Origin of the sequence: Subtercola vilae, assembly GCF_004923255.1 — a bacterium.
Classification (GTDB): domain Bacteria; phylum Actinomycetota; class Actinomycetes; order Actinomycetales; family Microbacteriaceae; genus Subtercola; species Subtercola vilae.
In genome coordinates this window covers 32982-46163 of record NZ_QYRT01000019.1, presented here as the reverse complement: position 1 = coordinate 46163, position 13182 = coordinate 32982, and the positions used below count along the sequence as shown (strand labels likewise).

At 60.6% G+C, this 13182-nt stretch carries 11 protein-coding genes; 4 read left to right on the top strand and 7 right to left on the bottom strand.

All coding sequences use genetic code 11. The features are described 5' to 3' along the window. Window positions 1-3 precede the first annotated feature (3 nt). The gene (locus D4765_RS10995) at window positions 4-1092 is read right to left on the bottom strand and encodes a glycosyltransferase (protein WP_161580423.1); all 1089 of its coding nucleotides are present in this window, start codon (window positions 1090-1092) and stop codon (window positions 4-6) included. Window positions 1093-1246: 154 nt separating this feature from the next. Between D4765_RS10995 and D4765_RS10990 the strand changes: the two genes are divergently transcribed. Together D4765_RS10990 and D4765_RS10985 are read left to right on the top strand one after the other, a co-directional pair. Then, a complete protein-coding gene (locus tag D4765_RS10990; protein WP_136642347.1) occupies window positions 1247-2518 on the top strand; it encodes a glycosyltransferase family 4 protein in 1272 nt (423 codons plus the stop codon). Between the two features lie 40 nt (window positions 2519-2558). Further along, entirely contained in the window at window positions 2559-3788 is a 1230-nt protein-coding gene (locus tag D4765_RS10985; protein ID WP_136642346.1) for a lipopolysaccharide biosynthesis protein, read from the top strand. 358 nt (window positions 3789-4146) lie between these two features. On the opposite strand, the gene D4765_RS10980 is transcribed toward D4765_RS10985, so the two are convergent. The 6 genes from D4765_RS10980 to D4765_RS10955 all read right to left on the bottom strand — a co-directional run bounded on the left by D4765_RS10980 (window position 4147) and on the right by D4765_RS10955 (window position 10170). Further along, window positions 4147-5619, bottom strand: a complete 1473-nt coding sequence (locus D4765_RS10980; protein ID WP_136642345.1) for an O-antigen ligase family protein — start codon at window positions 5617-5619, stop codon at window positions 4147-4149. Between the two features lie 19 nt (window positions 5620-5638). Further along, window positions 5639-6568, bottom strand: a complete 930-nt coding sequence (locus D4765_RS10975) for a glycosyltransferase (protein ID WP_136642344.1) — start codon at window positions 6566-6568, stop codon at window positions 5639-5641. A 97-nt stretch (window positions 6569-6665) separates the two neighbouring features. Beyond that, complete coding sequence (locus D4765_RS10970) at window positions 6666-7763, bottom strand: glycosyltransferase (RefSeq protein WP_136642343.1); 1098 nt, start codon at window positions 7761-7763, stop codon at window positions 6666-6668. Window positions 7764-7773: 10 nt separating this feature from the next. After that, window positions 7774-8877, bottom strand: coding sequence for a glycosyltransferase (locus D4765_RS10965; RefSeq protein WP_136642342.1), 1104 nt, complete (start codon window positions 8875-8877; stop codon window positions 7774-7776). Window positions 8878-8939: 62 nt separating this feature from the next. Continuing rightward, window positions 8940-9194 carry a PqqD family protein gene (locus D4765_RS10960; protein ID WP_161580422.1) on the bottom strand — a complete coding sequence of 85 codons (255 nt, stop codon included), beginning with the start codon at window positions 9192-9194 and terminating at the stop codon, window positions 8940-8942. A gap of 37 nt (window positions 9195-9231) precedes the next feature. Continuing rightward, window positions 9232-10170 carry a nucleotidyltransferase family protein gene (locus tag D4765_RS10955; RefSeq protein ID WP_136642340.1) on the bottom strand — a complete coding sequence of 313 codons (939 nt, stop codon included), beginning with the start codon at window positions 10168-10170 and terminating at the stop codon, window positions 9232-9234. 145 nt (window positions 10171-10315) lie between these two features. On the opposite strand from D4765_RS10955, the gene D4765_RS10950 reads away from it, so the two are divergent. Then, window positions 10316-11629 (top strand): UDP-glucose dehydrogenase family protein, encoded by a 1314-nt coding sequence (locus D4765_RS10950; RefSeq protein WP_136642339.1) that lies wholly within the window; start codon window positions 10316-10318, stop codon window positions 11627-11629. 47 nt (window positions 11630-11676) lie between these two features. Further along, window positions 11677-13158, top strand: coding sequence for a malate:quinone oxidoreductase (locus tag D4765_RS10945; RefSeq protein ID WP_136642338.1), 1482 nt, complete (start codon window positions 11677-11679; stop codon window positions 13156-13158). The last annotated feature ends 24 nt before the right edge of the window (window positions 13159-13182 follow it).

Sequence of the window (13182 nt, the reverse complement as noted above, 5' to 3'; positions counted from 1 at the left end):
CTTCTAGGTCTGCCAGGTCGCCAGTTGTAAGCGGAGGCTGGAGTATTTCTCCTCGACGTATGTTTCGAGAGCTTGGGCGGCACCGGAGAAGACCCAGTCAGTGCCCGGGTCTAGCTGACCGACAAGATCTGCGAGTTCGTCTGCCAACGCCACCGGGTTTCCGGGCGCTGTGGTTCTGAGTTGCGGGCCGCAGTATTGGGCGATCTCGAGCAGGGCTTTACTCTGCTGCGTGATGACCATTCGCCCGCTGGCCAGGCCCTGCCAGACTTTGTTCGCGATTACCGAACCTGCTTTGTCAGATGTGCCGAAGACGCCGAGAACCACGTGGTGTCGGGCAATGGCGTTGGCCAACTCGAAAGACGGTACTGCGTCGACAAACGTGACGATGCCCGACAGGCCTCGTTCGACTACAAGTTGCTCTGCACGAGCGCGAAGTTTGCCGTCTCCGATGAAGGTGACAGACACTGCTTCTCGCACCCTCGGATCCGTCAGAGCTTCGATGATCGTGTCAGTGCCGTGCAGGGGGATGTAGTTGCCGTAGTACAGAAGCCTGAGCTTGCCAGCCGCTGGATCCCGGAGCGGAGCCGGCACTGCCCAACTGGGAGCTCCGACGGGAAGCGACATGACGAGGCGGCTCAACGAATAATGCGATCGAATTGCTTCGGCTCGAACCTCGGTGTCGATGAGGTACAGATCTGAAGCGCGAAACGCCACCCAATCGATCAACCGGTAGAGTCTGGCTTTCAGCGAGCTGGGGGAGTGATCTGCCCAGTCCCCGATGTGGGTCTCGTACATCCCGACGAAGCCGTCGACAATCAGTCTCGCACCTCTGAATCGGGCAAGAATCTTCGCGGGCAGCGCGTATTTGGTTCCGAACTCGGCGAGCACGATGACGGAGGCGCCGCGTGACTCTTTCACGAGAGAAAAGAATCGGCGGATCGTACCCTTCCAGCCCTGGTGGTCGATGCCCAGATCGGGAATGACGACGTCTGCGCCCGTTTCTGCTAGATACGCGCGGATGCGACTGTTGCGCGGATAGTCGAGGGAAGGGATCGCGAAATAGATGATCCGAGGCCGGCCGGAGGTGATCACGTGAGTCTGCTCCTGATTTTGTCGGGCAGTGGCTGATGCATGAGTAGACGGTCTGTCTGAGGCGGGTGCGTCACTGACTATAGTTGGTTTCAGCGTTAGCGGCTCGAACGCTGGCCAGTACATCTATGCCGACAAGACAAGGGTGGTCTGAGCAATGAGTGAAGTCGTGTCCAGCGCAGTCAGAGTGCTGAAAGATGTTCGCCACACCCGCAGTGTTCGGCGTCGTGCTGAGAACTTCGCCCGCGGTGCTTCGGGTGTTGCCGGGGCCGAAGCCTTCGCCCATCTGCAGACCTTTAGTCTCGCTGCTGCCTCAGTGGCGAAGGGCCGGTCGACTCCCCGTGCGGTGACGCTAGTGCTGCCGGAGCTGCGGCCCAGACAGATCTTTGCCGGCGTTCGTACGGCGTTGGAGTTCGGCTACAAGGCTGCTGCCGAATTGGACTTGCCCCTTCGCCTCGTGGTCGTCTGGGCGGCGCCAGAAGCCGCTGACCTGCCGGAGATTCGAAGCTACCTGAGGCGTGAATTCGGCGATGGGCCGGCCGACGCTGCAGAAGTAATCTCTATCGACGCGTTGGTGAACCTTTCAGTGAATGACGACGACGTCTGGATCGGAACCCACTGGTCGACAGCGCACCCGCTCGACATTGCCTGCCGCCTCGGTGTGCTTCGAAAAGAGCAGATCATCTATTTGGTTCAAGACTACGAACCCGGTTTCTACGCGTGGTCGAGTGAGTTCGCGCTGGCTCGTGCCACCTATAATGCTGGTTTTCGCTTCGTGGTCAACTCGACCCCCCTGCGCAACTATTTGAGCGAGGCCGAGGGCCTGTTTGTGCCCGACGAACGAGTCTTCGCTCCGAGCCTCGATTTGGCCAGGCTTGAAGAGGCTGCACATCAGCGGAAGCGGTCGCCGAACTCGCAGATCATGTTCTACGGTCGGCCCAGCAAGCCACGCAATCTCTTCGATATCGGAATGTCTGCCATTCAGATCGCCGCCGCCGAGTTCGATCGTCGTGGTATTTCCGCATCGTTCATCTCGGCGGGTGAGTCGCATCGTTCGACTGCGCTGGCGGGTGGGCAGATACTGGATGTGCGTGGCAAGGTCCCGTGGAACGATTACTTCGCGCTACTTGCGAGTTCAGATGTTCTGCTGTCGTTGCAGCACAGCCCGCACCCCTCGCATCCCCCTCTCGACGCGGTGGCCGCTGGAGCGTTCGCGGTGACGAACGAACTCGGGGGCACGCGTGCTGCGATCCATCCCCGGCTTTTCGTGGCCGAACCTGATCCGAGTGCTCTCGCCAGCCGCCTCATCGAGGCTGCCGACGCGAGCAGAGATTCTGAGCCTGCTGTTTTCGACGCAGAATTCGTTCGTCGCTTGGGCGAACCATTGAACGATGTTGTGACGTCGACGGTTTCGGCGATGTTCAGTTGATTTCGTCGCGGCGTTCAGGCCTGAGAGTAACGGTGTATAGATGGCACGGCTGAAGCAGCTTCGAACCCTTCTGTTCTATTTCTTGATACCCGGTATCAGCGCGGTCACACCGCTGCTCGTATACCCCGCGTTGACAATTCGTTTCGGCGAGAACGGATTTGCGAGCGTGGCGATCGCGCAGTCGATCGGTTATGCCGGCTCTGTGATCGCCGAGCTCGGCTGGGGAGTTCTCGGCCCGCAGCGCATCGCACGGGCCGACAAGGCCGGTCGGGCGTCGCTGTACGGGTCTGCCTTAGCGACAAAGGGAACGGCGTCGCTGATTGTGGCTCCGCTCGCGGCAATCGCGACCGCTCTGATTGTCACAGATCACCAGTTGGCGGCGGGCATTCTGGCCTTCGCGACAGTGACGATGGCTCTCAGCCCGAGCTGGTATCTGGTGGGGGCCAACCGCCCCCTCACCATCTTGTGGACCGAGGGTATTCCTCGAACGGTGATGCTCGTTGGGGCCGCAGTCGGCATTGCGCTCGGTGCCCCCCTCGAATTGTATGGAATCGCGACCCTCGTCGCCGTTGTGGTGACCCTCTGCCTCGTCTCCCGAGCGACGGGAGAGCGCGTTATCCCGCATCGCGCATCATTTGGCACCGGCCGGGCCGTTTTGCGTGAGCAGCTGCCGCTCACGTTCGGGCGAATGGTGAGCGTCATCTACACGTCGCTGCCGATCGCAATCGTGGGTGTGGTGAATCCTGGTGCAGTTGCCCTCTACGGGGCCGTGGAGCGGCTCATGCGCATGGCCCTGAGCATTCTGAGCGGTGTTCCCAGCCGGTTGCAGAGTTGGATCGGTGTGGCTACCGGTGCAGAGCGCCTGCGTCGGAGTCGTCTGTCGATTCTGATGAACGTCGCTCTTGGGTTGGTGTGTTCCGTCGGGTTCGCGTTGGTGGCGCCATTCGTCGCGAGTATTGTCTTTGCCGGGCGAATTCCGATACCGTTCAGCATTTCGGCGTTGTCGGCTTGCGTGTTATTGACAATCTGCGCGTCTCGCGGTTTCGGTCTGTCGCTGGTAGCCGAGGGGCGGTCGAACTGGATCGCCGCCGCTAACATCGTGGCTGCCCTCGTCGGCGTCGGCGCGATCTTCTCGCTTTCGTCTCTTCTGGGTGCACCGGGTGCGATTCTCGGGGAGCTGGCCTCAGAGGTCGCCGGCCTTCTCGTGCAGGCCATCATTTTGTACTTCGGCCACCGCTGGATCAGGGGCCGAGACACCCTCGACGACTGATCTTCGAAAAAGCTTTTCGGTGGCTGACTGGTCGAGAGGCTCGAAAGGTGGCATTTTCTCTTCGAGAATTTGATCATCCTTCTAGAGGGAAGAAGATCATTCCGGCGAGGCGCCTCTGGCGAGGCTTGGTCAAGACCTCGTCGCTAATGCACGTGGGAGTTCTGCTCTGATTGCGGTACAGCTGCGGCGATCAGCTGTTCTCATGGTCGCGCAGCGGTTCGGAGCAGCGAGCAATGGCTCGGTAGCGGCCCGTGGAAGGTGCTGCGGCGGTCGGCGCCAATTCGCCCATACAGCGTTCCGTCGCGCTGAACAGCGTGAATGGGAGAACCCACGCCCGTGAGGTCCGCACTCTGGCGGGCTAGAATCCGCCCATGCGCGACGTGGTCTCTTGAGGAGGCAGGAGCGACGCTGAGTCGGGCACCGCTTCGCTGGCCACGAATCGCGACCTGAAGAGAGGATTGTCGACGAAGCCGATGACCAAGAAGAAGGACATCGCAGGTGCTACCCATCGAAGCATGTCGAACGAGTTCATCATGACCATGAGCATGAGCATGAGGGCTCGCACGAACGGGTTGCCCCAGATCGCAGACCGCAGCATCATGGCCAGAATCAGGGCGAGGCCGAAGAATCCGACGACCACGATACTTGTCACGAACTGGTTGTCGATGATGTTGAAGCCGTCTTGCTGCAGCAGCCCGCGTGCAAAAAGCGAGGGCTCCGAGCCTGCACCTAGGCCGAAGAGAAGGTTCGCCGTCGGCTCGCCGGTGACCAGCGGCGTAACGCTTTCGAAGGCACCCGCTCTGTGCGAGTAGGAACCAGAGTCGCCTAGGCCAGAAATGATTCCTGCTACGTAACCTGCGAGGGTTGAGTTCGTCAGGCCGATGGCACCCGCAACAATGATGAACGCAATGTTTCGCAGACGAGCTCCTGTTGAGCGTGCGTTCACGACAGCGAGAAAGAGCACGCCCACGACCATTGCCAGGATTGCGCTTCGGGTGCCTGAGAGAATGAGTCCGACTGCAAGCGCCACGAAGAGTGTCAGCCTGACGATGGTAGATGCGTGAACCTCGTTTCGCCAGAGCATGACTACAGCAATGATGAGAATGAGGGCGAAAATGATCGGGTGCCCGGCGAGCGCCTGTTCGCGGGGCACCGAGTTGCCGAGAAGGCTGTTGTAGAGACGGTCGCCGGCGAAAATCGAGTACCCGAGGAAGGGAATCGGTACGCCGAGAAAGTCGATGATCGCGACAACGACTTGCAACATCGCGAACGCGACGAAGCCCCTGCAGAAGACTCGCATGTCGTCTTTGGTGAACCTGCGACCCAGGATGATCATGCCGAGCCCCGGTGCCACCGTCAGAAGGAGTTGCTCCATCGGGTCAGATGCGACGGCGCTGAAAAGCGTGGAGAAGAAGAGGACGGCGAGATACGTGATACCGAGAATCAGGGCTGTGGGCCGCAAGCCCTTCTGCTTCTGCATATGTCGACCCCTCACGAGACCGACGACGATGATTGCGAGAGCCACGTAGACGCCGATGTAGATCGTTCCGCGTGTCGCGTTGTTCGGCGCAAGGCTGAATGCAACGGCCAGCGAGAGTGCTGCCGACACGCCACGCACAGTCTCGGCGGGCACGCTCAGCAGCATGATCAAGGCGGCTAGCCCAAGAAGCCCGATGACCAGAGGGTTCTGCGCACCAGCCGCGGCGGCCAACAACGCGCCCACGATGGCGACAACGATAGACGCTATGGGTGTTGAGGGGCGAACGAATACGTCTTCGACTACATCATTCGCGCTTGAAGATTGCAAGACGCTCGACGGGGTTTCGGCCATGAGATGCAGACTACGTGATTCAGAGCTGACTGCGAGGTTCGATCGGTGCCGAACCGATGGCCGCCGCAAAGCGAGCAGAGTGAGGTGGTGCTTCTCGCCATGCGGTGAGGCTGTGTTCCCGCCAGGCCGTTGCGGCGGCAACCACCTCATCGTGACCCTCGGGCGATGTCGCGTAGCCGACCGCGCGAGCCCAGTCTGTCGAATCTCGAACGAGCAGACCGCTGTCAGGCCCGAGGAGATCGGCGAGGCTCGTGCCCGCAGGGCCGACAATGGGGGTTTCTCGTTCCAAAGCGCGAATTGCGATGGCGCTCTGGTAGAAGCGCTTGTACGGAATCACGATGGCGGTACTGGTCTCGATCAGGTTGTCGAGTTCCTCTTCGGGAACAAAGGCGTCTCGAACGGCCCACCCTTCGACGGCGGGCCACTTCCTGCCCACGATCTCGAGAGTGAGGCGACCATTGAGTTGCCGAGCGACTTCGACGAGCCCCTCAACATCACGATCGGGCTTGAATTGGCCGACGACCCGAACGGCCGTGCGGGGTTCGTTCTCCCGGCGCCTCTGCGATAGGGGGTGGATCGGAAGCGGGAGCAGGATGGCCGCGTGTCGGAGTCGAGCATTCTCAATGTCGACTCGGGCTTGGGTGCTGTGGATGACCAAGCTGACCGTGCGAAGTGACACAGATGACAAGAGCTGGCTGACCCTGCCGTAGCCCACCGCGGTGACCAGAGGCTTGGTGTCGTGCACGACCACGCAGCTGTTGCGACCGAAAAGTAACCCCACGATAAGAGAATCAAGATAGCCCAGCAACGGCCACGTCACAATGAGCTCGGTGTTGGAGCTGGCGCGCTTCATGCGACGAGCGGTGGCGAGTGACTTTATATAGGAGAAAAGCCACTGCTTGCTTCCGCCGTCGCTCCTTGACGGTTCGAAGATCGTAATTGTCTCCACTTTCGTGCCTGTTTCGTTCAAAACACTTCGCAAGGCACTCGAATAGTGATCGAGGGCACCCCCGAGTGTATTCAGAATGATGACGTTCCTCGTAGACTTATTCGTCGGCATTGGCGTTCTCTTTCGAGTAGGAGTTGAGCCAGTGGTTTGCGGCGATGCGTGCCTCTTCAAGAGGCAGTGAGTCGATCACTTCGTGCGGAGCGAGAGGATGTTGGAGACCGAGGAGGAGGCCGTCAGAGAGGCTTTCCGGCAATCTGTCGGTCGCTACGACGCTGTGGCCGCGTGCATTCAACCAGTCGGCCAAACCCGTCTCGTCAGTTGTAACGATGGTGAGGCCTGCCAGCAATCCTTCGTGTATCGGCAAGCCAATCTGTTCTCTCCACCGACCTTCTCTAATCGAGGGTAAAACGAGAACCGACGCGGTCGCCACGACTCGCATGGCGTCAGCGTGCGCCATCTCACCGAGGTACGAGCGAGAACTCTCGGCCTCAGCACACCACTGTTGCATCTGGGCAGATTCTGGGCCGCCACCGATGGCACTGAGGTGAGCACCGGGAAGAGCCCGCTCGACCGCCGGCCATGCGGCCATGATTATGTCTGTGCCCTTGCGTACCTCCATGCGGGCGAGAAGTACGACGTGCAAGGCCGTGTGCTCCGCGACATCGTTGGCGGTGGGACGCTGAGGCAGGTTCTCGAAGAGGCGATGTTGAATCTTTGAGACGCCAGGTGCAGTGAAATAGCTGATTTGCGCCCCCTCGCTCGCGTAAGCGATGCGGGAATAAATTGCTCTGAGATACGCGCCCAACGCGAAACGGAAAAAAGCTGACACAGCGGCCGGGGTTTTATTCGAGCCCGTCATAAGCAGCGGGATGTCGTTATTCTCCATCGCATATGAGACGACTTCGCGTCGTCGCCATTTCAGCGGCCTCGACAGCTTGTACACAAGTGACACTGCAATGTGCTTGTGCAGAAGTCTCATCCACAGCGGCTCCCAAATCTCGAGTACCGAGGCATCCGAGCGAGCCACAATGCCCAGCAGCTGTTTCAGGCTTACTTGGTTGACCGTTGAGGGAATTGTCGAGGTGTCGAGGTCGTACTTTTTGAGAAAGTAGTAGGTCGCAGCCGGTGCCATCTCGCTGAGCGAGGCAACGTGGTAGTTACGGAGCTCCGGGATGATTCGAATACGCGATGACATGGAGGCGCGCCTATTTCTGTTTGATGAGCTCGAGCAGCGCTGCTTCGTATTTCTGGCAGACACCGAGCCAGCTGTAGCTCTCTTCCGCCCGGGCCAGGGCGGCTTCGCTTAGTGCTTGCTGCTTCTCGGGGTCGTTCAAGAGAGCCTTCACTGCCGCTTCGATTGCGTTGGCATCTGGCTGAACGAGTACGCCGGCCCCTTCGAGTACTTCCCGGTTGTAGATGGTATCGCGAGCGATAACAGGGGCTCCGCATGCCATCGCCTGGACAAGCGCAGGATTTGTGCCGCCCACGCTGTGCCCGTGAAAGTATGCGCCCGCATGCTGCCAGAGCGAGAGGAGACGCTGATCATCGCTCAGGTGGCCCAGCCACTTGACCCGGGAGTTGGCGGCAGAAAGCGCCGCGACCTTCTCCTCCAGCTCTCCGCCGTAACCCGACGATCCCACGATGACGACATCGCAGTAGGTGGCCATCTGTTCAGCCGCGTCGATGAATTCGGCAACCGTGTTCTCTGGCACGAATCGGGCAACCATGAGGGCGTATCTCCGGTGTTCCAACCCCGACTCAAGAGGCAATTCGCCAGGAACGTCACCCCCGTACGGGATGAAATCCCCATCGAGCCCGAATTCCGACTTCCAGCGCGCCGCAATGGCTTTTGCGTCGTAGACCATTCGCGTTCCGTGCGTCGCAGTCCACTTGGCGCCGGTGTGGAAGACGAATTTCGCGATTCGGCCCCACTTCGCACGATCCCATTCAATGCCGTCGACGTTGACAAGCGACGGAATTCCCGCTCTGGTGAGTGTTGGCAAGAAGAACCCATTTGCAACGTTCATCACGAGGGCGACGTCTGGTTTAGCCTTCGCGGCATGGCGGGTGGCAGTGAAGCCGTACGAGAGCGTGCTCACCGACTTCGTTTCAAGCCCTCGTGTGGTCACGGTGTGCACGCGGGGGTCGCGACCGTCATCGTCGGGCCGAGTTGAACCCTCGCGCCCGTACACGGTTACGTCCCAGCCCTGTTCGGCCAGATAGGGCGCCAGTTTCCTGACGGCCGTTTCGAATCCACCGTAATAACTGGGATAGCCCCGTGTGCCGATAATTGCTACTGATTTCGACATAGCCCAGAGCATAGTGGTGCATTGTTGCGATCAAATGACGAGGTAACAGGCGCCATGATGTTTCAGTCGACTGCGTCGAATAGAACAAGCCCTTGCGATGCGAGAGAAGTCACGAAATCTCGCAGATGAGCGGTGATCTCGACCGTGGCGACACCGCTTTCAGACGACAGAACCTCGGCGATGTGGGTGAGCGTGGTGCCCATGGTCGGAATGAGCTGCCAGATTGCGGCTGCCGAACCCGCGAGCGCGACGGGAACACAGAGCGCGTTGTCCATAGCGAGCAAAAATACCGTCTCGTCTCTGGGGGTCTCCGCCACGGAGGGGGCCCGTCTCACTGTCGCTTCCCGCCGCGCGTCAGACATCGGCCCGGCCGCTTCGTCGTGCCCATTGGAGTGCGGCTTTTGTCAGCTCGCGGCCGCCGCTACCGAGCCGTCTCCAATAGCCGCGAACCAACCCTGTGATGCCGGGCGCGAGTTCAGGATGAAGGCCTCTCATCTCGCGGGGGCTCGGTAGAACCGCGCGTATCAGGTACACCGGTTTCTTTCGCAACGGGGCATTGGAAATCGCTGCGGCCCATGCTCTGGTATGGCCTCGAGCCAAGGCATTGAGTTTCCACAGGCGAAGGTCATCGTCGGGGTTCAGCTCCTCGGCGACGTCGGCGCCCAGGGCCACCAAAAAGGGGCGAGATGTCTGGGTGGCGCCAAGCAGCCTGGCTCGATCTGTCATCAGCGCGGGAAGGTTGTCTAGCGACAGTCGGCGAAGCTTCGCCACAAGGTTCGGGATGTCTCCTGCATGATCTTCGCTGGCCGGTCGGCGTAACGAATGCAGCGCCAAGACCAATGAGGCGGTCAGTGCGTCGGGCGTGAAGACCGATACGCCGGCCAGTTCGTGCTGCTCCCGATCGACCCACATCGTCTCGAACGCTGCCTGTCTGTCTACGAGAAAACCAGGCCAGTAGTGATGAACATCGATATCGATCGGCCATCTCGCATGAAACAGCGTTGTCGAGTGGAGCTCGATCAACCAGGGGATGTCGGGGGCGAATCGCTCATGCCAGCCGCCGAGACCAAACTCAGAAATGAGAGCCTCGGAGCGGCCGGGCTCAACGAGGATGTCGACGTCTGACGAGGTTCGCTTCGCGCGGATGCCTTGCGTGTGCGCGAGCGGGCCCTTGAGAACGAGGATTCGAACGCCGATACGAGCGGCACGATGGCTCGCCCAGGCGGTGGCGAGCTCTACTGCCTCAGACCGCCCAAGAGTGTATTCGGCGTCCGCGCGATCGTCGGTGCTCATGGTTGGAAGTCTAGCCAGCGATGTTTCTGAGCCTTGCAGCGCGATGTCGGTCGCTCAGATTGTGCGGTCGTTGAGCCCAACTGATACAAATGAGCGACAGCACAGCGCGGTGAGCGTTTTCGTAAGCACTATGAAAGTAGCTCGTATGAAGATTTCTGTGATCGGGTGCGGCTATTTGGGCGCAGTGCACGCAGCCGCGATGGCCGAGCTGGGGCATGACGTGGTGGGCGTCGACGTCGACAAGAACAAAGTCGAACAGCTCGCTGCCGGTACGGCACCATTTTTCGAGCCCGGGCTTCCCGAGATTCTGAGCCGTGGCATTGCGTCGGGCAAGCTGCGTTTCACCACCGATATGGCAGAGGTGAAGGGCGCGAAGATTCATTTCGTCGCCGTGGGCACCCCGCAACGCAAGGGTTCGAACGCTGCCGACCTGACGTACGTCGACGCCGCCATCGAGTCGTTGATTCCGTACCTCAGCGAAGGTGACCTGGTTGCCGGCAAGTCGACGGTGCCGGTCGGTACTGCAGTCAGGTTGGCTGCACGGGTTTCGACGGCAGCGCCGGGAGCGATGCTGGCGTGGAACCCCGAGTTTCTGCGTGAAGGTTTCGCGGTTCAAGACACGATCAGCCCCGACCGCCTTGTATACGGGCTGCCGCAGGGCGAGCGCGCCGCGGCGGCCAAGGCTGCCCTTGATGAGGTGTACGCGGTCGCACTCGCGCGTGAGACGCCGTTGGTGGTCACCGACTACGCAACGGCCGAGCTGGTGAAGGTGTCGGCGAATGCGTTTCTCGCGACAAAGATCTCGTTCATCAACGCCATGGCAGAGATTGCCGAGACCACCGGCGCTGATGTTACGCAGCTCGCCGATGCCATTGGGCTCGACGCCCGCATCGGTCGACGGTTTCTGAACGCTGGAGTCGGTTTCGGCGGGGGCTGCCTGCCGAAAGACATTCGCGCCTTCACCGCGCGGGCCGAAGAGTTGGGGCGCGGCGAGTCGGTTGCATTTCTGAAAGAGGTCGACGCCATCAACCTGCGTCGCCGGCAGAAGGCCGTCGATCTGGTCGTAAGCCATTTCGATGGCAACGTCTTCAACAAGCGCGTGGCGGTGCTCGGGCTCGCGTTCAAGCCTGACTCCGACGACATTCGTGATTCTCCGGCACTGGATGTCGCAGCCCAGCTCAAAGGGCTTGGAGCGCAGGTCATCGCGACCGACCCTGAGGCCATCGCGAATGCTCGCCGCGCGCATCCACAGCTCGAATTCACCGACGACATCGAAGCCGCGCTCGCCGGAGCGGACGCCGTGATCGTCGTCACCGAGTGGAAGGCCTTCAGGGAGCTCGACCCCGTGCGGGTCGCAGAGCTCGTGAACAGAAGCTACATCGTGGACGGCCGCAACTGTCTCGATCCGGCTGCCTGGCGAGCGGCCGGTTGGGTCTATCAGGGAATGGGCAGGCCGTAATCGGCTGGAATGTCGGTAGAGCTGGTTGAGAGTCATAAACTTGTTGTGTGACTAATACCGCGAAACCTGTTGACGTTGTGCTCATCGGTGGAGGCATCATGAGTGCCACGTTGGGCGCACTCATCAAGCTTCTACAACCCGACTGGTCGATCGAGGTGTACGAGCAGCTCGGTGCCGTCGCTCTCGAAAGCTCCAACCCGTGGAACAACGCGGGTACCGGGCACGCCGCCCTGTGCGAGCTCAACTACATGCCTGAGGCGCCCGATGGCTCGGTGGAGCCGAGCAAGGCCATCGCCATCAACGAGCAGTTTCAGGTGAGCCGGCAGTTGTGGTCTTTTCTCATCAAGCAGGGTCTGCTTCAGGAACCCGAATCGTTCATCAACTCGACACCTCACATGACATTTGTGAAGGGTGAGAAGAACGTCGAATACCTGCGCCGTCGCTACGAAGCGCTGGTCAACGAACCGCTGTTCGCGGGCATCGAGTTCAGTGACGACCCTCGCACGATCTACGGGTGGGCGCCGCTGCTGATGCGCGAGCGTGAAAAAGGCGAGAAGGTCGCCGCCACACGTGTGCCCGCGGGAACAGACGTCGACTTCGGTTCGCTCACGAAGCAGCTCTTCTCGTACATCACAGGCAACGGCGGTCACCTGTTCACCGGCCGCTCGGTGACCAACCTCACGAAGAAGCGCGACGGCTCGTGGGATGTGAGCTTCAAACACCTGGTTGGCGGTACCCCCGCACAGGTGAACGCCAAGTTCGTCTTTGTCGGCGCCGGTGGCGGAGCCCTTCACCTTTTGCAGAAGTCGGGCATTCCCGAGATCAGAGGGTTCGGCGGGTTTCCCATCAGCGGCGAGTTTCTGCGCACCGACAACCCGGCTGTTGTGCGCGAGCACCAGGCCAAGGTGTACGGCAAGGCCGCGGTCGGCGCGCCGCCCATGTCTGTGCCGCACCTCGACAAGCGCGTGGTCGACGGCGAAGGCTCACTGTTGTTCGGGCCGTACGCGGGCTTCAGCCCGAAATTCTTAAAGTCGGGTTCGTGGCTCGACCTGCCGCGCTCCATTCGCCCGCACAACCTCGGGCCGATGCTCGCAGTGGCGCGCGACAACCTCGACTTGATGAAATACCTCATCGGTGAGGTGTTCGCGAGCCGGGCGAAGAAGATGAAGGCTCTGCAGGAGTTCATGCCCACGGCTGACCCCAAAGACTGGTACCTCATCACCGCCGGCCAGCGCGTGCAGGTGATGAAGAAAGACAAGAAGAAGGGCGGGGTACTGCAGTTCGGCACCGAGGTCATCACCTCAGCTGATGGCTCCATCGCCGGGCTGCTGGGTGCATCACCCGGCGCGTCGACAGCGGTGCCGATCATGCTCGACCTTATTTGGAAGTGCTTCCCGGAGCAGTACACGGGGTGGCAGCCGCAGCTGAAGAAGATGATTCCCTCTCTCGGCACCAAACTGAACGAGACGCCTGTGAGCGCGAAGAAAGAGATCGCTGCAACAGCCAGTGTGCTGCAGATCAACGAGTGATCGTGCAGTGATGGGGTTGGTCGC